General features: G+C 55.2%; 17 protein-coding genes. 6 read left to right on the top strand and 11 right to left on the bottom strand.

What is annotated here, in order from left to right; translation table 11 throughout:
• Positions 1-53: 53 nt before the first annotated feature.
• From ytfE to ACMYSK_RS16915, 4 genes are all read right to left on the bottom strand, one after another.
• Positions 54-716, bottom strand: a complete 663-nt coding sequence (gene ytfE / locus ACMYSK_RS16930) for an iron-sulfur cluster repair protein YtfE (protein WP_434637108.1) — start codon at positions 714-716, stop codon at positions 54-56.
• Positions 717-798: 82 nt separating this feature from the next.
• Positions 799-1,773: a DMT family transporter gene (locus ACMYSK_RS16925; RefSeq protein ID WP_434637106.1), complete on the bottom strand. Its 975-nt coding sequence runs from the start codon at positions 1,771-1,773 to the stop codon at positions 799-801.
• Between the two features lie 80 nt (positions 1,774-1,853).
• Positions 1,854-2,678, bottom strand: a complete 825-nt coding sequence (locus ACMYSK_RS16920) for an AraC family ligand binding domain-containing protein (RefSeq protein ID WP_434637104.1) — start codon at positions 2,676-2,678, stop codon at positions 1,854-1,856.
• Positions 2,679-2,758: 80 nt separating this feature from the next.
• Positions 2,759-3,607: an SDR family oxidoreductase gene (locus ACMYSK_RS16915; RefSeq protein WP_434637102.1), complete on the bottom strand. Its 849-nt coding sequence runs from the start codon at positions 3,605-3,607 to the stop codon at positions 2,759-2,761.
• A gap of 90 nt (positions 3,608-3,697) precedes the next feature.
• Here ACMYSK_RS16915 and ACMYSK_RS16910 point away from each other — a divergent pair, with 90 nt between their 5' ends.
• On the top strand, positions 3,698-4,081 hold the full coding sequence (locus tag ACMYSK_RS16910; RefSeq protein ID WP_434644174.1) for a winged helix-turn-helix transcriptional regulator: 384 nt from the start codon (positions 3,698-3,700) through the stop codon (positions 4,079-4,081).
• Here ACMYSK_RS16910 and ACMYSK_RS16905 read toward each other — a convergent pair.
• Entirely contained in the window at positions 4,078-6,030 is a 1,953-nt protein-coding gene (locus ACMYSK_RS16905) for a bifunctional 2',3'-cyclic-nucleotide 2'-phosphodiesterase/3'-nucleotidase (protein ID WP_434637100.1), read from the bottom strand. The genes ACMYSK_RS16910 and ACMYSK_RS16905 overlap by 4 nt on opposite strands.
• A gap of 189 nt (positions 6,031-6,219) precedes the next feature.
• Here ACMYSK_RS16905 and cysQ point away from each other — a divergent pair, with 189 nt between their 5' ends.
• Positions 6,220-6,963 carry a 3'(2'),5'-bisphosphate nucleotidase CysQ gene (cysQ, locus tag ACMYSK_RS16900; RefSeq protein WP_434637097.1) on the top strand — a complete coding sequence of 248 codons (744 nt, stop codon included), beginning with the start codon at positions 6,220-6,222 and terminating at the stop codon, positions 6,961-6,963.
• Here cysQ and ACMYSK_RS16895 read toward each other — a convergent pair.
• Positions 6,953-7,510, bottom strand: a complete 558-nt coding sequence (locus ACMYSK_RS16895) for a YtfJ family protein (RefSeq protein ID WP_434637094.1) — start codon at positions 7,508-7,510, stop codon at positions 6,953-6,955. The two genes, cysQ and ACMYSK_RS16895, sit on opposite strands and share 11 nt — an antisense overlap.
• Before the next feature lie 318 nt (positions 7,511-7,828).
• Here ACMYSK_RS16895 and ACMYSK_RS16890 point away from each other — a divergent pair, with 318 nt between their 5' ends.
• Complete coding sequence (locus tag ACMYSK_RS16890) at positions 7,829-8,035, top strand: DUF1107 domain-containing protein (protein WP_041143739.1); 207 nt, start codon at positions 7,829-7,831, stop codon at positions 8,033-8,035.
• Between the two features lie 62 nt (positions 8,036-8,097).
• On the opposite strand, the gene araC is transcribed toward ACMYSK_RS16890, so the two are convergent.
• The 5 genes from araC to msrA all read right to left on the bottom strand — a co-directional run bounded on the left by araC (position 8,098) and on the right by msrA (position 14,614).
• A complete protein-coding gene (gene araC, locus ACMYSK_RS16885; protein ID WP_434637092.1) occupies positions 8,098-8,970 on the bottom strand; it encodes an arabinose operon transcriptional regulator AraC in 873 nt (290 codons plus the stop codon).
• Positions 8,971-8,998: 28 nt separating this feature from the next.
• The gene (locus ACMYSK_RS16880) at positions 8,999-11,008 is read right to left on the bottom strand and encodes a beta-galactosidase (protein WP_434637089.1); all 2,010 of its coding nucleotides are present in this window, start codon (positions 11,006-11,008) and stop codon (positions 8,999-9,001) included.
• Positions 11,009-11,026: 18 nt separating this feature from the next.
• Positions 11,027-12,259 carry an oligosaccharide MFS transporter gene (locus ACMYSK_RS16875; protein ID WP_434637087.1) on the bottom strand — a complete coding sequence of 411 codons (1,233 nt, stop codon included), beginning with the start codon at positions 12,257-12,259 and terminating at the stop codon, positions 11,027-11,029.
• Between the two features lie 200 nt (positions 12,260-12,459).
• Positions 12,460-13,803, bottom strand: coding sequence for a hemolysin family protein (locus ACMYSK_RS16870; protein WP_434637085.1), 1,344 nt, complete (start codon positions 13,801-13,803; stop codon positions 12,460-12,462).
• 172 nt (positions 13,804-13,975) lie between these two features.
• Positions 13,976-14,614: a peptide-methionine (S)-S-oxide reductase MsrA gene (msrA, locus tag ACMYSK_RS16865; RefSeq protein WP_434637083.1), complete on the bottom strand. Its 639-nt coding sequence runs from the start codon at positions 14,612-14,614 to the stop codon at positions 13,976-13,978.
• Between the two features lie 209 nt (positions 14,615-14,823).
• On the opposite strand from msrA, the gene tamA reads away from it, so the two are divergent.
• From tamA to ACMYSK_RS16850, 3 genes are read left to right on the top strand one after another with little or no spacing between them, the layout of a single operon-like run.
• The gene (gene tamA / locus ACMYSK_RS16860) at positions 14,824-16,557 is read left to right on the top strand and encodes an autotransporter assembly complex protein TamA (RefSeq protein WP_434637080.1); all 1,734 of its coding nucleotides are present in this window, start codon (positions 14,824-14,826) and stop codon (positions 16,555-16,557) included.
• Complete coding sequence (gene tamB, locus ACMYSK_RS16855) at positions 16,554-20,330, top strand: autotransporter assembly complex protein TamB (RefSeq protein ID WP_434637078.1); 3,777 nt, start codon at positions 16,554-16,556, stop codon at positions 20,328-20,330. The genes tamA and tamB overlap by 4 nt, the downstream gene beginning before the upstream one ends.
• Positions 20,331-20,332: 2 nt before the next feature.
• A complete protein-coding gene (locus ACMYSK_RS16850; RefSeq protein ID WP_434586624.1) occupies positions 20,333-20,677 on the top strand; it encodes a gamma-glutamylcyclotransferase family protein in 345 nt (114 codons plus the stop codon).
• Positions 20,678-20,800: the final 123 nt, after the last annotated feature.

Raw genomic sequence — 20,800 nt, 5'->3', positions numbered from 1 at the left:
ACCGAGGTGGCCAATGATACTGACAATGTCGAGGGCGCCTGCGGGCGCCTTTTTTATTTTCCAGCGAGGGCACGTGGAAACAGCACATTGTTCTCCAGGCTGATGTGCTCCATCAGATCGTCGATCAGCTCGTTAATGCCGTTGTACATCGCTTTCCATGTGGTACAGGCTTCCGGCGGCGGAGTGACATTGTTGGTGACGTGCTTAATCACTTCCAGCAGCTCACCGGCTTCGTCGTGCTCGCTTTCCATGACGCTGATGGGGCCGGCGGCGTGGGTACCCATACCCTGTTTGATCATCGGGAACAGGATCTGCTCTTCTTTCATCATGTGGCTGGAGAGCTCCTGATGCAGCATAGTCAGGTATTTGGTCAGGCCGCTCGGTACGCCGGGTTTGTCGGCGTGAACGCGCTCAACTTTAGTGGCCTGCAGGATAAGCTCCGGCAGCTGTTCGCGATGGCGGTCGTGATAGCGCACGATGATATGGTCGATGATTTCCGCGTACGGTGCAGCGCGCCAGTCTTTTTCAACCGGCTCTTCCGCCAGCTTCGCCAGCTCGTCTTCAATCATCGCGACGTCCAGTTCCTTGCGCGATGCGGCGCGTTCCAGGGTCTGTTTGCCACCGCAGCAGTAGTCCATATCATATTTACGAAATAGCGAGGAAGCGCGCGGGATCGTCAGCGCCAGCTCGCCTAAAGGTTGGTCACGAAAAGCCATAGCGGATACCTCGTCTTTAAAAATATAAGATGCATATTAAATGCATCTTATGGGCAAGGAAATACCCCTTTCGGATACCAGGCTATTTTTTATGCTCGCCGACCCGTTCCAGCACCACCGGCTTTTGTGGTCGGGAACAGACCGCATAGACCACACCGAGAACCAGCAGCAGGATGCCGCTGAGCGTCAGCGCAGGTGGCATACTTTGCCGCAGAAGGAAGGTATACAGCAGACCAGCCAGCGTTTCGAAGACGATAAGCGGCCCGAGGATGACCGTCGGGAGTTTCTGGCTGGCAATATTCCAGCACAATGCGCCGACCCAGGAACAGAGGACGGCAATGGCCAGCATCAGCGTCACGAAAAGCAAGGGACGTGGGCCGAAGGGAAGGGGGAATTCAGCCTGTTGAGTATGCAGCCACCCGCAGGCAATCAGGTAGCCTGCCAGTGAGACAGGTAGCGTCACCAGCGCCTGTGCCGTCGCCCACATCATCGGGTGCTTATCCGGGTTTTCCCGCAGCCAGCGGGCATTACGCAAAGCGTACCATGCCCAGCAGGCCACCGAAATCAACGCCAGGCCAATACCGGAACCGTAGCGCCAGATACTGAAATTGGGCAGACCCTGGCGAAGTTCGGCAATATTGACGCACACCAGGCCGAGAGCAATGCAGGAGAGCGCCGGAAAGAGACGTCGCCACGGCAGCTTGCCATCGCGCTGGCTGTAGAGCAGGTTAGCCATCACCGGCAACACCACCGGAAGCGTACCGATAATCATGGTTGATACCGGCGCGCCGGTACGCTGAATGGCGCTGGCGAGGCAAACGTAATAGATCAGGTTGCCCATCATGGTCAGCCCCAGCGCGGTCCACCAGTCACGCCCGGAAAGCTGGCGCAGCCGCACGCGACCAAGCCAGGCCAGCGGCAGGGCAATCAGCCCCAGCGCCAGATAGCGCCCCATGGATTGCAGTACCGCCGGGTATTCCGGCACCAGCACCGGGCCGACGAATATCAGCCCCCACATCAGCCCCGCCAGCAGGGCATACAACACACCACTAATCATCACGCCATCCGTACCAGTTTCAGTTGGCTAAAGTGTAGAAGAGGTCGCGTCGGGAAATATTGTATGAGATTGCGCATTCATCAGCGCCGGGCGACCTGTTTTTGGTAGCGTACCGGGGTGATGCCGTAGCGGCGGGTAAAGGCGCGGGTCAGATGCGACTGATCGGTCAGGCCAGCGGCGGCGGCGACTTCGGCGGCGGGCATTCCGTGGGTGAGAAATGCTTTGGCTCGCCACAGGCGAATGGCCATTAGCATCTGGTGGGGCGTGACGTGGAAATGCGCCTTAAACTGGCGCTGAAAGTGATACGGGCTCAGGGCGGCAACCTGCGCCAGCTCATCGAGCGAGACGGCGTGCATATAGTTGTCATGCAGATAGTCACGCACTCGCTCGAAGCGGTGGGCGGCTTCCGTGATAACGGGGGCGTGATGGGCCAGCGGTCGGAACGTATCAATCACGTCCAGCAACAGACCCTGCTGCGCCAGCGTGTCGTCGGTATGCCATAAGCCATAGATAAGCTGACAGAGCCGCTGCGAGCGCCGTGGATCCTGGCGCACCACATCGCTGAACCACCAGTGCCGCACGCCGGTAACGTCTTCCAGCATCTGCGGTTCCAGATAGAGCATTCGGTAGCGCCAGCCATCGGCGGTAGCCGCCTCACCGGTGTGTAGCTCATCAGGGTTCATGGTGACGATGGAGTTAGCCGGAGCGACGTACTGGCTGCCGCGGTAGCGAAAACGCTCGGCGCCGAGCTCTATTGCGCCAATGCCGAAGGCTTCATGGGTATGCGGTTCGAACGCATAGCGGGAAATATGGGCATGATACAGCTCAACGCCAGGCAGCTGCGCCAGATGGCGAAAGCGCGCGCTGTCTTTCTCATCGTTGAACTGTTCCGGTACGCCCTGCATTGCGTTTCTCCCGACGGATATCCTTTTATTATTGAGGATGGTCCGCCGGGAAGCTACAAAAATTAACCTTTTTGTAACCGTTACAGGATGCCTTTGATACTCTCGGCCAGCGGCGTTGTCGGGCGGCCAATCAGCGAGCTCAGGGTATGGCTGTCGTCAAACAGCCCGCCTTTTGCGGCGCCAGTATCGGAGTCAGCGAGCATGTCCGCCAGTCCTGCCGGCAGGCCGACGCTTTTCAGCGCAGCGGCAAAGTCGGCTTCGCTCAGGTTCTGATAAACCACGTTTTTACCGCTCAGTTTGCTCAGCGCGTCAGCGAGCTCACTCAGGGTCCAGGCCTCGTCACCGGCCAGCTCATACACTTTTCCTGCGTGGCCCTCTTCTGCGATAACGCGTGCGGCTGCCTGCGCATAATCGGCGCGGGTTGCCGCGGCGATTTTGCCTTCACCGGCGGCACCGATAAAGACACCGTGCTCCAGCGCCGGCGGGGTGCTGGCGAGGTAGTTCTCGGTGTACCAGCCGTTGCGCAGCAGAGCGTAAGGGATGCCGGAGTCGGCGAGCAATTTCTCGGTTTCAACATGCTCAACGTGCAGGCCAAGCGGTGATTTATCGGCATGCAGCAGGCTGGTATAGGCGATAAATTTCACTCCGGCAGCCTTGGCGGCATTGATGACGTTGCGGTGCTGCGTCGTACGCTGGCCGACTTCGCTGGAGGAGATCAGCAGCAGCTTATCCACACCCTGCAGCGCGGCGGTAAACGCCGCTTCGTCGGTATAATCAGCCTGGCGGACCACAATGCCCTGTTGGCTCAGCGCTTCGGCTTTCGCCGGGTTACGTACAATGGCCACAATCTGGCTGGCGGCGGTAGTTTTTAACAGATTCTGTAGGACGAGGTGGCCAAGCTGGCCGGTTGCGCCGGTAATCGCGATCATGAGTCTTCTCCTTCGTGTTGCGTGACAGTTGTGGTAAGCTAACACCTTAACTAACTTTTAGTAAGTACGTACAAAAAGGTAAGTATGAAAATGGCCAATCCGACGCTGAGCGAAAAAATGCGCGACGGTAATCTGTTTGCCGAACAGTGCCCGTCACGCGATGTGCTAAAGCATGTGACCAGCCGCTGGGGGGTGTTAATCCTGGTGGCACTGCGTGGGGGAACCCATCGCTTCAGTGAGCTACGTCGTAAAATGGGCGGCGTCAGCGAAAAGATGCTGGCTCAGTCGCTGCAGGCGCTGGAGCAGGATGGCTTTATCAACCGGGTTTCCCGCCCGGTGGTCCCGCCGCACGTAGAGTATAGCCTGACGCCGCTTGGCGAGCAGGTCAGTGCGAAAGTGGCAGCGCTGGCGGACTGGATTGAGTTGAATCTGCCCGCGGTTCTGGCGAACCACGAGCAGGTGGCTGAGGTTTAAGATTTCGGCTGACTTAAATCCAGCTGATAAATGGCAAAGCCGATATCGTCGGTTGCCACCTGATGCATCGGGTACTGTGCTTTCTCTTTAATAAACGCCGCGGCTTTTTCACTCGGGGAAGTCTCAAAGCGGATATCCAGCGGCACACTGCTGTGGACAGGGGCCAGGCGCCAGTTGTTGTCAGCGGCCGGGTGGATTGAGCCCGCTTTTTTCGACTCTGCGCCGATCCATGCTGCCAGTACCGAACGGTTCTCGTCCGGGGAGGCAAACGCAATATGGCTATCGCCGGTGCCGGCAAATTTACCGCCGTAGGCGCGGTAATTGTTGGTCGCGACGAGGAAGGTGGCTTTAGGATCAACAGGCTTACCGTTAAACGTCAGATCTTTAATTCGCTCAGCCTGCGGGTGAATCATCTGGCATTCGCCGTCGTAGCGCGCCGGCTGGCTGACATCAATCTGATAGTTTACGCCGTCAATCACATCAAAGTTATAGGTGCGAAATCCGTCCCAGTTAATTAATGACTGCGGTTTGCTGCTGGTCGGGTCAATCTGATTAAACTGCCCGGCGGAGCACTCCAGCCACTCTTTAACCTCTTTACCGCTGACCTTCATTACCACCAGAGTATTTGGGTAGAGATACAGGTCGGCGGCATTGCGGAAGGTGAGTTGGCCTTTCTCCACTTCGACGAAGCTGGCCGGATCGTTTTTGCGGCCGCCAACTTTAAACGGTGCGGCGGCAGAGAGCACCGGTAGCTTTGCCAGGTCCGGATCGCCCTGAATAAAGTGTTCGACATAGGCCTTCTGCGCCATATTCACCACCTGTACTGTGGGGTCGTCCTGCACCAGCGCCAGGTAGCTGTACATGTTGTCCGCAGCGCGGCCGATGGGTTTACTAACGAACTCGCGGGTGGCGTCATGGTCGGCTTTCAGCACTTTCACCATGTCCGCATCTTCCGCAGCCAGGGATTTCTTCGCTACTGCGTCATAGACAGGGCGCGCTTCCGCTTTGGACTGGGTGACCCGCCATTGGCCGGCGTCGTTGTTCAACACCAGGTCGACGACCCCGAGATGATCGCCCCACATGCCGGGCATCACGGCCGGAATGCCGTTCAGCGTGCCTTTCTCGATATCTGCACCTTGAATGCCGGCGAAATCTTTCCCCGGGAACACGGCATGCGCGTGGCCGAACATAATGGCATCCACGCCGGGCACCTGGCTGAGGTAGTAAACCGAGTTTTCCGCCATTGCCTGGTACGGATCGGCAGAAAGCCCCGAGTGGGCGACCACTACCACCACATCCGCCCCTTTTTCACGCATTTCCGGCACATATTTACGCGCGGTTTCGGTAATGTCGTTGACGGTCACTTTGCCGCTGAGATTGGCTTTATCCCAGGTCATTATCTGCGGCGGAACAAAACCGATATAACCGATGCGCAGCGTCTGCGTTTTGCCGTCGCGATCCTGCACCGTGGTTTCTTTGATCAGGTACGGCGTAAACATCGGTTGACCGGTTTTAGCATCGATAATATTGGCGTTTACGTAGGGGAATTTCGCCCCGGCGAGCGCTTTATGCAGGAAATCGAGGCCGTAGTTAAACTCGTGATTACCGAGGTTGCCCACCGCGTAATCCAGCGTATTCATCGCCTTATACACCGGGTGGACATCGCCATTGTTGAGTCCTTTGGCGGCCATATAATCACCCAGAGGACTTCCCTGAATGACGTCGCCGTTATCGACCAGCACGCTGTTTCTGGCTTCCTGGCGGGCTTTTTCAATCAGCGTAGCGGTGCGCACGAGGCCAAACTTTTCCGTTGCGGTGTCTTTGTAATAATCGAAATCCATCATATTGCTGTGCAAATCGGTGGTTTCCATGATCCGCAAATCGACCGTCGCTGCGTTCACGCTGGCAGCGACCAGCGTGGCCAGTAACGTTGCGCTAAACTTAATCATCAGAGGCGTCCTTTTTATGAGCAATGACACAGAAGAGAATGTATGTACATCCTGTTGCTTACAGAAATGTGAATCATGCCGAAAAGTGTGTCATGAAACCGCCATCGCTATCACAGATAGCGGAACTCGCAGCGATGCGATATAACTAAAACAACGAGTTAACGCCACTGCAACCAGATGAGGTGGAGAATGTTAGAACAAGTATGTCAACTTGCACGGATTGCCGGTGATGCCATCATGGACGTCTATGATGGAAAACAACCGATGGACGTTGCCAGCAAGAAAGATGATTCTCCGGTAACGGCGGCGGATCTTGCCGCGCACAACGTCATTATCAACGGCCTGCTGGCGCTGACGCCCGACATTCCGGTGCTCTCGGAAGAAGACCCTCCCGGATGGGAAGTACGTCAGCACTGGCAGCGCTACTGGCTGGTGGACCCGCTGGACGGTACCAAAGAATTTATTAAACGTAACGGTGAATTTACCGTCAACATTGCCTTGATTGAAAAGGGGAAACCCGTTCTTGGCGTGGTTTATGCCCCGGTCTTAAACGTGCTGTACTGCGCGGAAGGCGGGAAAGCATGGAAAGACGAATGCGGCATGCGTAAGCGGATTCAGGTGCGGGATGCCCGGCCACCGCTGGTAGTGATTAGCCGTTCTCACGGCAACGACCCGGAACTGCAGGAGTATCTGGAACAGATTGGCGAGCATCAGACTACCTCAATCGGTTCGTCGCTGAAGTTCTGCCTGGTGGCGGAAGGCCAGGCTCAGCTTTATCCGCGCTTCGGGCCGACCAGTACCTGGGATACCGCCGCAGGTCATGCCGTTGCGGTCGCTGCCGGGGCGCACGTTCACGACTGGCAGGGCCGCACACTGGACTATACTCCGCGTGAATCCTTCCTCAACCCTGGATTCCGGGTCTCTATTTACTAAGCAGTTTGTGCAGCAGCGCGACGACCTGCTGCACCTCGTCCTGGGTGAGTGCGCCGTCTTTGGCCCACTGAACGCGCCCCTCTTTATCCAGCACCACTATCGCTGAGCTCTCTTCATCCAGTTGCCAGGCTTTGCGAGCGAGACCGTTGCTGTCGACAATGAACTGTGACCAGGGGTAGAGCTGTTTATTGCTCTCAATGCTGCTGCGCACGAACATGCCGGAGCCAGGAATGGCGTCATCGGTATTGACGATGGTGGTGGTCTGATAGCGATCGTGCGGGAACTTAGCTGCCTTAATCGCCTCTATCAGGGTGGCATTTTTCTCTTTTGCCGACGTACGCCCGGCAATGTGCTGCACCACGCGAACTTTTCCTGCCAGCTGCGAGCTATTCCAGTTTTTATAGCTAAACTTATCATTATCCAGAATTAATTCTCCCCGGTCGGCAATGCCAACCGGCGCGACACGCTGGCCATCGACAAAATTATGCGCTGAGGCCATCAGCGGAAACAGGAGGCATGAAACCGCCAGGAGCTTACGTAGGGTCATGATGGGTCCTTATTTTTATGCAGGTGATCCGACCACTTGGTCTCGTTTAAGCATAAATGCGATTTCCCGGCTTTACACGCAATCAGGGTGCCAGTTTGCGTGGTAACGCACATATTCGAAGGAAATCGGCGACTTATACTAGCTTCTACGTATGTTTGAAAAGAAAGTTCTTAATTATTGTCATCAAAAGGTAAATAAACTTATGCATGCTGGGTATTACAGAGGTTCTGGACTATAGTTTCAGGGCATTAAATTTGCGCTCCCGAATCGTGGGCCAAATGTGGCACCACAAGAGCGTAACCCTGGCAGGAGACAACAATGAAAATTTTCCAACGCTACAATCCGCTGCAAGTGGCGAAGTACGTGAAGATCCTGTTCCGTGGACGGTTATACATCAAGGATGTTGGCGCTTTTGAGTTTGATAAGGGAAAAATCCTTATCCCGAAGGTCAAAGACAAGCAGCATTTTTCTGTGATGTCTGAAGTCAATCGTCAGGTTCTGCGTCTGCAAACAGAGATGGCTTAACCTGAATAACGATATAGCTATGCGGTAAATAAAACGGCTCCTGATGGGAGCCGTTAGTGTTTCTATCCCTTCATTTCCGCATAACGTTTGCGGTACTCGCCCGGCGGTATACCGTTATGTTTGCGGAAGATCCGCGTGAAATAGACCGGGTCGCCATAGCCCACTGAAAGCGCGATTTTGTTCAGCGGCAGCGAGGTACTCTGAATTAACCATTTTGCCCGGTTGATACGCTGCATCTCACGCCAGGCGTACACCGTCTGCCCCAGTTCATTTTTGAACAGATGCGAGAGCCGCGAAGGAGAGATAAACACCATCGCAGCCAGCGTCTCCACCTTAATCTCCTGCGCAATATGTTCGTTGAGGTAGTCACATACGGCGTTTATTCGCGGATCGTGGGCATGGCGATTGCTGATCGGTTGACGTTGAAAGCAGTTGAGGATCAGGCGCTCCAGCGCGTTCATCGCCAGCGCTTCTGAAAGGGGAGCGCTGGCGCTGTGGTGGCGAATAACCTCGTAGAAAAGATCGCGCAACTCCTGCAGCTGCTCAGGATCGTTAACCGTTGTTTTGCCGATTCCGTGGGTGGATTGGTCCCATTTAAGCCAGTCTATCCAGTAGGGGCGGGGGATAAAATAGATCCATAAATGGTCCCAGTACTCACTGTGTTCGTCCCGCCCGTAGTGATGAGCCACACCGGGCGGGAACAGCAGCAGATCGTTTTGCCGAAACAGCAGGGAACCGTCGCCCGCTTTGGCGCGGGCCTGGCCGCGCAGGGTCAGGTTTATGATGTAGCCTTTCATGCCCTGCGGACGGTTAATGTAATAGTCCAGCTTTGACCCACGGGTGATAGGCGTAAAACCGGCGACGACCCAGGCGTTGAAGGTAAAGGTCTTCATCAAGGGTGAGAAATTCAGCAACTCATTGATATCCAGCTCCATAGTTTCCCCACCTGAGCGCGCAGCGCGTTTAACTTTCGATGATACTAAATTCCCACGCCTCAAGGCGCAGCGGCTGGTCGCAGCTTACCTCATTTCCGGTCAATAGCGCTTTACCGGCTGTTTCGCTGATAAAATCCAGCGGCTCGCCGGAGTAGTTGAACAAGAAATGGATGCGCTTGCCGTCACGGTTACGCATCTTCTTAACCACCAGTGGATAGCGGTACGCTGAAGTGCGTGAGCGCAGGTCCAGGTCAGCGGTCAGGACATCAAACAACTGGCTAATCAGCGTCTTCTGAGGCAGAAAACCAATATAAATGGCGCGCCCGTGGCCGTAATTTGCATCGGTAGCGGCGGCATAATCGCCCCATGCCGGATGCTGATAGCGGAGCAGCGTGCGGGTAGTGGAATCTGGCGTCAGCAGCTCCATCCATAGCTCGGCCTGATTGTCTTTGCTGCAATCAATGGCTGCGCTGCATGAGCTCACCGTGGTCTCTTCCGGCAGGGTGAACTGGCTGTAGCTCACGCCGCAGGCTTCATGCAAGATCCCCGGCTGGGTGGTGCTGCGCACCTTGACGTTTTCATCACTAAACCCGGATTTAAAGCCGATTAACGCTCTGCCGCCTTGTTCTATGTAGCGGTTGATCCGCGACAGCAGGCCATCATCAGCCGCGTAGAGCCCGGGAATAATCAGCGTACGGTAACGTGATGTCGCTTCATTAACATCATGGATGATATCCAGGCTGATATTGTGGTCGTACAGCGCATCGTGGAAACGGCGAAAAATGTCGTTATAGACATTGCCCTGCGCGTCGCCGGGACGGAACTGGTTAAGCGCGTCCATCGCCTCATTGCTTACCAGCAGTGCGACGTCGTTCTCTGCCTGCAGGCCCGCCAGCTGTGGCGACAGGCGAGCGAAGTCAGCGCCGATGGTGGTGGCTTCCTGCCTGGTGGGATTCCGTGAGAAGTCGTGGCTTAGCAGCCCCTTCCAGTAGGTTTCGAACGAATTATGAATGGAATGCCAGTGCCAGTACGAGACCATCGTCGCCCCCGAAGCCACGTGGCTAAAGGCCTGGAGACGCAGCTGGCCCGGGAACGGCGTCCACTGGGCAAATCCTTGGGCCTGCGTCTCCAGCACGAAGTAGTTCTGCCCTTGCTTCAGCGAACGGGTGATGGCGCCACCAAAGGCGATCTCCCGCCCGGTCAGGTGCTTCTGGCTCGGATGATAGATATCGACACCGGCAATATCCAGCGTCTGCGCCGCCGCAAAGTGGTCGACACGCGGCTGCACGCCGTAGGAATAGCCGCGCCATTCAAAATCGAAATTATGGGTGACAAATTGCTGCGGCTGCGCATATTCGCGCACGATTTCCGCCTGCCAGGCCAGATATTCTGTCACCTGCTGGCGCTGGTAACGGGAAAATGCGCAGGCGAGGCTGGCGTTAATGGTATTTTCGACAGGTGGAAAATCCTGCCAGTTATCGATGCGATTGCTCCAGTAATCCAGACCAAAATCTTTATTGAGCTGAGCCAGGCTTGCGTATTTTTCCTGCAGGCTGCGAACGAATCCCTCCTGCATATAGCGACCAATATTGTCGTAATGCTTGGTTTCGTTATCCAGCTGCCAGCCGATAATTGCCGGATGGCGATGGACGTGGGCCATCAGGGTGCGGATAATTTTTTCGGCATAGCGGCGAAAATTGGGATTGACGATATCCATGATCTGCCGCGGGCCATATTTTTGCTGACCTTCAGCGGTGGTGACCAGAATGTCCGGGTGTTTCGCCACCAGCCATGCCGGGACGGCGTAAGTCGGGGTGCCGATAATCACCGCGATCCCGGCTTTATGCATGGCATCCAGTACCCGGTCAATATGGTAGAAATTATACTCGCCCTCCTGCGGTTCCAGGGTACTCCAGGTAGATTCCGCGATGCGTACGACGTTAATGCCCGTTTCGCGCATGAGTGCGATATCTTTCTCCAGCCGATCTTCAGGCATATATTCATCGTAATAAGCCACGCCATAAAATAAATCAGACATGTCGGTTACCTCCTTAAATTAATGGGCGAGCGCTGGCTGAGGAACAAAAACACGCGCTCTGTCCAGCGTAATGAATGAAATCAACGTGAAGCACAGTGCAATCCCGCCAAGCACAATGTAACTACTGGTAAAGCCTATGCTCTGATACATGTGGCCAATACCGGTAGAAAGAAAAATGGAGCTAAAGCTTTTTGAAAACTGGAACCCAATTAAGTAAACCGTGGCGGAAAGCAGAGGGTTGAAGTTAGCGAAAATATATTTTAATGCAGCGACAAGTAATACTGAGCTTTCAAAGCCGTGGAGGAGTTTAATCAGGCTGATAGATACCGGACCGACTGCCCAGGCAGAACCTATAATGCGCAGGCTCATAATCATTCCGCAGTACAACAAGGCATTTTTGGGACCGATTTTATTGACGAACCACGGTGCGAAGAACATCACGATGGCATCAAGGAAGATCTGACCGGTGGTTAAATAGCCAAAGACCTCCGCGCCGCGTGCTTTGCTTGCAAAAAAGTGGCTGTAATAGATAGCGAACTGCTGGTCGTAGGTTTCATACACCGCGCCAACGCCAATCATATAGATGGCAAAGAACCAGAATTTCTTCATTTTCAGCAATGAGGTGGCATCGCTTAAGGTGACCGGCGAGGCCTTTCCGGTCTGCATGGTGCCTTGCTTGTCAGTGCTGATTTGCATTTTCCAGACAATCACCAGCAGGCAAACCCCGGCGCAGCTGGCTAACCAGAAAATCATATTCTGGTCGATCCCGTAGAGCTTACCTGCTGCAAAAGTACCGATGGCCGCACCAATACCGCCAAACATTCTGGCGCGACCAAATTCAAACCCGGAAGCGCGGCTGACCTTGTCAATGTAGGCTTCACAAATACCGCAACCAGCGCCATAGGCCATACCAATATAGATACCACCGGCCAGTGCGCCGAGAAAAACGTTAATTTTTAATAACGGTGCGAAGATATAAATCCAGTATGGGGCGAATAAGGTAATAATTATCGCCAGCATCCACATCAGATTCTTACGATAAATTAGTTTGTCGGAGATAAAACCGAATAACGGTTGGACGCACACGGCAATAATGGCGGTAAAGGAGTACACCAGGCCAACATCGGTATAGTTAATGCCGATGGTTTCTGTTAGCCATAGTGATAAATAGGGATAACAACATCCCCAACCAATAAAGAAGAACAGAAAGAACAGACAGCTTATATAGTAATTTTTATTTGATTCTATCATGGTAACCCTCTCTTCCTTTGTGCAGGAATATGATCGTGTAGACGCGAGCAAAGTTACCTTTTTGCGTAAAGGGGAGTCATGAAGGTTTCGCTATGGAGTAGTAAAAATCTGCTATTGCCTGAGCGGCGTGAGCCGCTTCACATTCGGGCAATAAAAAAGGCGGACTTTTCATCCGCCTTTGATTGTTAAGAGAGAGGGGCTTATGCCGACTCTGGTTCGCTATCCGCGGCTTCCGGTTGCTTTGGCACCAGTACCGTCGGTTTGTTATCGATGCGCGTGACCAGCAACTGGTCGATACGGTAGTTATCGATGTCCACAACTTCGAACTTATAGCCCGAGAATTTTACCGCATCGGTGCGTTTCGGGATCTTACGCAGCATAAACATCATAAAGCCGCCGATGGTTTCGTAATTACCGGACTGCGGGAATTCGTCGATATCCAGCACGCGCATCACGTCGTCAATCGGTGTGCCGCCGTCAATCAGCCAGGAGTTCTCGTCACGAGCGACAATCTGTTCTTCCAGCCCCTGACCGACCAGATCGCCCATCAGAGTCGTCATGACGTCGTTGAGGGTGATAATCCCCACCACCAGCGCATATTCGTTCATGATGACGGCAAAGTCTTCACCGGCGGTTTTAAAGCTTTCCAGCGCTTCTGACAGCGTCAGCGTATCCGGAACAATCAGCGTATTGCGAATCTGTACGCCGCCGGTCAGCACCAGGCTTTGGTTCGCCAGGACGCGGTTGAGCAGATCTTTTGAGTCAACGTAGCCGATGATATGGTCGATATCTTCGTTGCAGACGAGGAACTTAGAGTGCGGATGCTCTGCCACTTTGTTCTTCAGGCTCTGCTCATCCTCGTGCAGATCGAACCAGATAATGTTTTCACGCGAGGTCATGGACGATGGAACGGTACGCGATTCCAGCTCGAAAACGTTCTCAATCAGTTCATGTTCCTGCTTACGCAGCACCCCGGCCAGCGCACCGGCCTCAACGACGGCGTAAATATCATCGGAAGTAATATCGTCCTTACGCACCATCGGTATTTTGAACAGGCGAAAGATATTGTTGGCCATGCCATTGAACAGCCATACCAGCGGGCGGAAGACCAGCAGGCAGAAGCGCATCGGGTTGATGATACGCAAAGCAACGGCTTCTGGCGCAATCATACCGATGCGTTTCGGGGTCAGGTCAGCGAACAGAATGAACAGGCTGGTGACCAGGGTAAAGGAGATGATAAAGCTCAATTGCTCTGCAAGCTCGGCAGACATGTACTGGCTCAGCAGGCTGTAGAAGGCTGGCGAGAATGCTGCGTCACCCACGATACCACCAAGAATCGCGACGGCGTTGAGGCCGATCTGCACGACGGTAAAGAAGGTGCCTGGGTTTTCCTGCATTTTGAGAACGCGCTGGGCGTTCACGTTGCCGTCATCGGCCAGCAGTTTGAGTTTGATCTTACGTGAAGCTGCCAGCGAGATCTCAGATATCGAAAAAAACGCACTGACAGCGATCAGACAAAGAATAACTAAAATACTATTTAACATAGTTTATCCAGCCGTTGAGGCCAGATCCTCGGAAGGGAAGTTGATAACTCTACTGTGGAATACATAAAAAACCGGTCCGAAGGCTCTGGACCGGCTATAACACAGGGTAGTATAGCGTAAGCTACTGTAAAGCCGCCAGAGCGTTAATTATTCACCTTAGCTATAAACGGTATCATGCCTGCGGAGGCAGACAGACGCCAATGCCTCCGATACCGCAATAGCCGTGCGGGTTTTTGTACAGATATTGCTGATGATCGTCCTCAGCGTAGTAAAACGGCTTCGCCGAGGTAATTTCCGTGGTGATCTCACGCGTGTCGTTAGCGTCGCGCATCGCGGCCTGGAAACGTGCCAGACTGGCTTTCGCCGCTTCATCCTGTTCCGGGGTCAGCGGATAAAGGGCGGAACGGTACTGGGTGCCATGGTCATTGCCCTGCTGCATTCCCTGAGCGGGGTCGTGATTTTCCCAGAAAATCTGCAACAGCTGCGCGTAGCTGATGACCTGTGGATCGTAAACGATGCGTACGGCTTCGGCATGGCCGGTGTTGCCGGTACAGACTTCACGGTAGGTTGGGTTTGGCGTATAGCCGCCGGTATAGCCTGCGGCGGTGCTGTAAACGCCCGGCAGCTGCCAGAACAGACGCTCAACGCCCCAGAAACAGCCCATCGCTAACAGCGCAACTTCCATCCCGTCAGGGACGTTGGTCATGGAGTGGCCATTGACAGCGTGGAGTGTTGCCACCGGCATAGGGGTGTTGCGTCCTGGCAGCGCATCCGCCTGGGCGACAAGATGCGTTTTATCAAATAGACTCACGGTTGGCCTCTCAAAACATAAGTCGTGGTTAAGGTTGTAACGAAGCGTGTCTTTTTACACAATAAACATGCTCGATACGTCTAGATTTAAACATAAGAATTATTTGGTTTAGCGTTTCTTTTTCAACCCTCAGTTGTTGGGGTTTTATTAAGCCGTGGAACGGCGCTTTCGTTTCCTTCGGGGGGAAACAAGGATATTCAGGAGAAAACGTGCTACAAATCCGCCAGTTATGTGTCACCAGCCTTTTGCTGGTCAGCGGGATCGCTAGCGCCGCGAGCGTGCGTTTGCAGGTTGAGGGGTTATCCGGAGAGCTGGAAAAAAACGTCCGAGCTCAACTTTCTACGATCCAGAGCGATGAAGTCACGCCGGATCGTCGCTTTCGCGCGCGCGTTGATGATGCGATTCGCGAAGGGCTGAAGGCCCTGGGGTACTACGAACCGACCATCACTTTCGACCTCCGTCCGCCACCGAAAACCGGCCGACAGGTGCTGATTGCAAAAGTGACGCCAGGCGAACCGGTGCGTATTGGCGGCACGGAAGTCATTCTGCGGGGCGGTGCACGCACCGACCGTGACTATCTGGATTTGTTAAAAAAACGCCCGGCTATCGGCACCGTGCTGAATCATGGCGATTATGACAGCTTCAAGAGCTCGCTCACCCATGTTGCGCTGCGTAAAGGCTACTTTGACAGCGAATTCCTTAAAAGCCAACTCGGCGTTTCCCTTGACCGCCATCAGGCCTTCTGGGATATCGACTACAACAGCGGCGAACGTTACCGTTTTGGCGACGTTTCGTTCAGTGGGTCGCAAATCCGCGATGAATACCTGCAAAACCTGGTGCCGTTTAAGCAAGGGGATTACTACACCTCTGAGGATCTGGCGGAGCTAAACCGTCGCCTGGCGGCGACCGGCTGGTTCAGTTCGGTAGTGGTGGCGCCGGAATTTGATAAATCGCGCAAAACCAAGGTCCTGCCGCTGCATGGCGTGGTTTCGCCGCGCAAAGAAAACACCGTCGAGACCGGTGTCGGCTATTCAACGGACGTTGGGCCACGGGTCAAGGCGACCTGGAAAAAGCCGTGGATGAACTCCTATGGCCACAGCTTAACGTCCAGCATCAGCCTCTCCGCCCCCGAACAACAGCTTGATTTTAGTTATAAAGTTCCGCTGCTGAAGAACCCTCTTGAGCAATACTATCTAATGCAGGGCGGCTTTAAGCGCACGGACCTCAACGATACCAAAGCCGACTCCTCGACGCTGGCGCTTTCGCGCTACTGGGAGTTGTCCAGCGGCTGGCAGCGCGCTATCAACCTGCGCTGGAGCCTCGACCACTTTACCCAGGCCAACGTCACCAACACCACGATGCTTATCTATCCTGGGGTGTCGGTGAACCGTACCCGTTCACGCGGCGGCCTGATGCCGACCTGGGGCGACTCCCAGCGCTATTCGGTGGACTACTCCAACACCATGTGGGGCTCGGATATCAACTTCATCGTCGCTCAGGCGCAGGATGTGTGGATCCGCACGCTCTACGACCGCCACCGTTTTGTGGTGCGCGGCAACCTCGGCTGGATTGAAGCCGATGATTTCAATAAGGTTCCACCGGATCTGCGCTTCTTCGCCGGGGGCGACCGCAGTATTCGTGGCTATAAATACAAATCGATCTCGCCAAAGGATGACGATGGCAAGCTGATTGGTGCCTCGAAGCTGGCAACAGGCTCGCTGGAGTATCAGTACAACGTCAGCGGAAAATGGTGGGGCGCCGTATTCGTCGACAGCGGTGAAGCGGTGAGCGATATCCGCAAAAGCGATTTTAAAACCGGCGCCGGCGTCGGCGTGCGCTGGCAGTCGCCGGTTGGCCCGATCAAGCTGGATATTGCCGCACCGGTCGGCGATAAAGACGAGCACGGTTTACAGTTTTACATCGGTCTGGGGCCTGAATTATGAGTTTATGGAAGAAGATAAGCCTCGGGGTACTGATCTTTGTGGTCCTGCTGCTGGGGACGGTGGCGTTTCTGGTCGGCACGACCAGCGGCTTGCACCTGGTGCTGAAGGCGGCGGACCGCTGGGTACCTGGTCTGGAAATTGGCAAGGTGACCGGCGGCTGGCGTGACCTGACGCTGCAAAACGTGCGTTTTGAACAACCGGGCGTGGCGGTCACGGCCGGACAGTTCCATCTGGCGGTTAAGCTGCAATGCCTGTGGGACAGCAGCCTGTGCGTGAACGACATTTCGCTGCGCGATATCTACGTGGCGATCGACACCAGCAAAATGCCACCCTCTGCGCCGGTAGAGGAAGAGGACACGGGGCCGCTGAATCTTTCAACGCCGTATCCCATTACGTTGAGTCGTGTGGCGTTGCAAAACGTGAACGTCAAAATCGATAACACCGCCGTGTCGGTGCGGGACTTCTCCACCGGCCTGAACTGGCAGGAGAAGAACCTGACCCTGACGCCAACGTCGCTGCAGGGACTGCTTATCGCGCTGCCGAAGGTGGCGAAAGTGGCTCAGGAGCAGGTGGTTGAGCCGAAGATTGAACATCCGAAGCCGGAAGAAAAACCGCTCGGCGAGACGATGAAAGCGCTGTTCTCTCAGCCCGTTCTGCCGGAAATGACCGACGTTCATCTGCCGCTGAACCTGAATATCCAGTCGTTCCGCGGCGAGCAGCTACGCGTCACCGGTGATACCGATATGACCGTCTACAGCCTGCTGCTGAAGGTCAGCAGCATCGACGGACAAATGAAGCTGGATACGCTGGATATCGATTCCGATCAGGGTAAGGTCAATGCATCGGGCACCGCGCAGCTGCAGGATAACTGGCCGGTAGACATCACCCTCAACAGCACGCTGAATATTGATCCGCTGAAAGGGGAGAAAGTGAAGCTGAAAGTCGGCGGTGAAGTGCGTAAAAAACTGGAAATCGGCGTGGATTTAGCCGGTTCTGTGGCGATGACGCTACGCGCTGACGCGCAGCTGGCGGAAGCCGGGCTACCGCTGAATATGGAGCTGAAGAGTAAGCAGCTGTACTGGCCATTTAGTGGCGAAAAACAGTTCCAGGCCGATGATGTACTGCTGAAATTTAATGGCAAGATGACCGATTACACCATGGCGTTCAGTACCGCGGTGAAAGGGCAATCGCTGCCACCGGCTAAAATCACGCTCAATGCCAAAGGGAATGAACAGCAGATTAACCTCGATAAGCTGACCGTTGCAGCGCTGGAAGGGAAAACCGAACTGAAAGCGCTGCTCGACTGGCAGCAGGCTATCAGCTGGCGCGGCGAGCTGACGCTCGACGGTATCAACACGGCCAAAGAGGTGCCGGACTGGCCGTCGAAACTGAACGGGATGATTAAAACCCAGGGGAGCCTGTACGGCGGGAGCTGGCAGATGTCGGTTCCGGAGCTGAAAATCACCGGGAACGTTAAGCAGAACAAGGTCGATGTTAACGGTTCACTGCAGGGTAACAGCTATATGCAGTGGAAAATCCCCGGGCTACACCTGGCGCTCGGTAAGAATAGCGCAGAGGTGAAGGGCGAGCTGGGGATTAAAGATCTGAACCTGGATGCCACCATTGATGCGCCTAATCTGGATAATGCGCTGCCGGGGCTCGGCGGCACGGCGAAAGGGCTGCTGAAAGTACGTGGCACCGTGGACGCGCCGCAGCTGCTGGCGGATATCACCGCCCGTGCGCTGCGCTGGCAGGAGCTGACGGTGGCTCAGGTTAACGTCAAGGGTGACGTGAAGTCCAGTGACCAGATTGGCGGCAATCTTGATATCCGCGTTGACCGTATCAGCCAGCCGGGCGTCAATATCAGCCTGGTGCAGTTGAACGCCAAAGGGAATGAGAAGCAGCACGACCTGCAGCTGAAAGTGCAGGGTGATCCGGTGTCCGGGCAGCTTTCTTTGGCTGGGAGCTTCGATCGTAAAGAGGAGCGCTGGAAGGGAACGTTGAGCAATACCCGCTTCCAGACGCCGGTTGGGCCGGTTTCCCTGACGCGCAACATCGCGCTGGACTACCGTAATCGCGAGCAAAAAATCAGTATCGGGCCGCACTGCTGGAGTAATCCGAATGCAGAGCTGTGCGTTCCGCAAACCATCGACGCCGGGGCCAGCGGGCGGGCGGTAGTGAATCTGAACCGCTTTGACCTGGCGATGCTGAAGCCGTTTATGCCGGAGGCGACCCAGGCCAGCGGCGTATTCAGCGGCAACGCAGATGTCAGTTGGGACACGACCAAAGAAGGGCTGCCACAGGGCAAGGTGACGCTGAACGGGCGCAATGTGAAAGTCACCCAGATGGTCAACGATGCGCCGCTGCCGGTGGCCTTCGATACATTGAGCCTGACAGCTGAACTGCATAACAATCGTGCACAGCTCGGCTGGCTGATTCGCCTGACCAATAACGGTCAGCTGGACGGGCAGGTGCAGGTCACCGACCCGCAGGGGCGCCGCAATCTTGGCGGCAATGTGAATATCAGCAACTTCTCTCTGGCGATGATTAACCCGATCTTCGCCCGGGGAGAGAAGGCGGAAGGGAAACTCAACGCGCGTCTGCGTCTTGGTGGCGACCTGCAAAGCCCGCAGCTATTTGGCCAGATGCAACTGGGTGGTATCGATATCGACGGCAACTTTATGCCGTTTGACATGCAGCCGAGTCAGCTGGCGATGAGCTTCAACGGCACCCGCTCAACGCTGCAGGGGACGGTGAATACCAAACAGGGCCAAATCAGCCTGAGTGGTAACGCCGACTGGACCCAGATCGATAACTGGCGCGCGCAGATCGCCGCCAAAGGCAGCCGGGTACGTATTACCGTGCCGCCGATGGTACGCCTGGACGTTTCACCGGATGTGGTCTTTACCGCCACCCCGAGCTTATTTAGCCTTGATGGTAGCGTTGATGTTCCGTGGGCGCGTATCGTCGTCAATGACGTGCCGGAGAGCGCCGTCGGAGTTTCTTCTGATGAGGTGATGCTGAATGACTCCCTGCAGCCGATCAAGCCGCAGAGCGCGGGCATCCCGATCAACAGCAACCTGACGATTCATGTCGGTAATAACGTGCGTCTTGATGCCTTTGGCCTGAAGGCTCGCCTGACCGGCGATCTGAAAGTCGCCCAGGATAAACAGGGGCTGGGCCTGAACGGACAGATCAATATCCCGGAGGGACGCTTCCACGCCTACGGTCAGGACCTGATCGTGCGTAAAGGGGAGCTGCTGTTCTCCGGCCCGCCGGACCAGCCGCTGCTGAACATCGAAGCGATTCGTAACCCGGACTCGACGGAAGATGACGTGGTGGCCGGCGTGCGGGTCACCGGCCTGGCCGATCAGCCGAAGGCGGAAATCTTCTCTGATCCGGCAATGTCGCAGCAAGAAGCACTTTCTTACCTGCTGCGTGGCCAGGGATTGAGCAGCGAACAGGGCGACGGCGCGGCGATGACATCAATGCTTGTTGGTCTGGGGGTTGCACAAAGTGGTCAGGTTGTGGGTAAAATCGGCGAGACGTTTGGCGTAAGCAATTTGGCACTGGATACCCAGGGGGTAGGCGACTCTTCCCAGGTGGTGGTCAGCGGCTATGTGCTGCCAGGTCTGCAGGTAAAATATGGGGTCGGTATATTTGACTCTCTGGCGACGCTGACATTACGCTATCGCTTGATGCCTAAGCTATATATGGAAGCGGTGTCTGGCGTAGACCAGGCTCTCGATTTGCTCTATCAGTTTGAGTTTTAGCAATGCGAATATTTGTTTACGGCAGTTTACGACGCAAACAAGGCAACAGCCACTGGATGACAAACGCTCAGTGGCTGGGCGATCATAGTGTCAACGATTATCAGCTGTACAGCCTGGGCCACTATCCAGGCGCGGTGCCGGGTAACGGCACAGTACATGGTGAAGTGTATCGTATTGACGCATCAACGCTGGCCGAACTGGACGCGCTGCGCACCAAGGGCGGTGAATATGCACGTCACCTGATCCAGACGCCTTATGGTAGCGCATGGATGTATGTCTATCAGCGACCCGTTGAGGGCTTTACGTTGATAGAAAGCGGTAACTGGTTAGACAGAGACCAGTATTAACCACGGTAACGCCACCTTCGGGTGGCGTTATTTTTTGTGCGCGAGTACCGGCGCGTGCGGCCTCCGGTGACGCCTGGCTTATCGGGGCGACGAGCGCGTGCGGCATGGTTTTGTCCCATAAAC

Origin of the sequence: Klebsiella sp. I138 (genome assembly GCF_051131765.1) — a bacterium.
Taxonomy (GTDB): domain Bacteria; phylum Pseudomonadota; class Gammaproteobacteria; order Enterobacterales; family Enterobacteriaceae; genus Klebsiella.
This window is presented reverse-complemented; position numbering and strand designations above follow the sequence as displayed.

Excerpts from the sequence above, each read along its gene's own strand:
- ACMYSK_RS16925 (WP_434637106.1), bottom strand. The coding sequence starts at position 1,773 with ATGATTAGTGGTGTGTTGTATGCCCTGCTGGCGGGGCTGATGTGGGGG.
- ACMYSK_RS16915 (WP_434637102.1), bottom strand. The coding sequence starts at position 3,607 with ATGATCGCGATTACCGGCGCAACCGGCCAGCTTGGCCACCTCGTCCTA.
- ACMYSK_RS16890 (WP_041143739.1), top strand. The coding sequence starts at position 7,829 with ATGAAAATTTTCCAACGCTACAATCCGCTGCAAGTGGCGAAGTACGTG.
- ACMYSK_RS16920 (WP_434637104.1), bottom strand. The coding sequence starts at position 2,678 with ATGCAGGGCGTACCGGAACAGTTCAACGATGAGAAAGACAGCGCGCGC.
- ytfE (WP_434637108.1), bottom strand. The coding sequence starts at position 716 with ATGGCTTTTCGTGACCAACCTTTAGGCGAGCTGGCGCTGACGATCCCG.
- ACMYSK_RS16910 (WP_434644174.1), top strand. The coding sequence starts at position 3,698 with ATGGCCAATCCGACGCTGAGCGAAAAAATGCGCGACGGTAATCTGTTT.
- ACMYSK_RS16850 (WP_434586624.1), top strand. The coding sequence starts at position 20,333 with ATGCGAATATTTGTTTACGGCAGTTTACGACGCAAACAAGGCAACAGC.
- cysQ (WP_434637097.1), top strand. The coding sequence starts at position 6,220 with ATGTTAGAACAAGTATGTCAACTTGCACGGATTGCCGGTGATGCCATC.
- tamB (WP_434637078.1), top strand. The coding sequence starts at position 16,554 with ATGAGTTTATGGAAGAAGATAAGCCTCGGGGTACTGATCTTTGTGGTC.
- ACMYSK_RS16875 (WP_434637087.1), bottom strand. The coding sequence starts at position 12,259 with ATGATAGAATCAAATAAAAATTACTATATAAGCTGTCTGTTCTTTCTG.
- ACMYSK_RS16870 (WP_434637085.1), bottom strand. The coding sequence starts at position 13,803 with ATGTTAAATAGTATTTTAGTTATTCTTTGTCTGATCGCTGTCAGTGCG.
- ACMYSK_RS16895 (WP_434637094.1), bottom strand. The coding sequence starts at position 7,510 with ATGACCCTACGTAAGCTCCTGGCGGTTTCATGCCTCCTGTTTCCGCTG.
- ACMYSK_RS16880 (WP_434637089.1), bottom strand. The coding sequence starts at position 11,008 with ATGTCTGATTTATTTTATGGCGTGGCTTATTACGATGAATATATGCCT.
- ACMYSK_RS16905 (WP_434637100.1), bottom strand. The coding sequence starts at position 6,030 with ATGATTAAGTTTAGCGCAACGTTACTGGCCACGCTGGTCGCTGCCAGC.
- araC (WP_434637092.1), bottom strand. The coding sequence starts at position 8,970 with ATGGAGCTGGATATCAATGAGTTGCTGAATTTCTCACCCTTGATGAAG.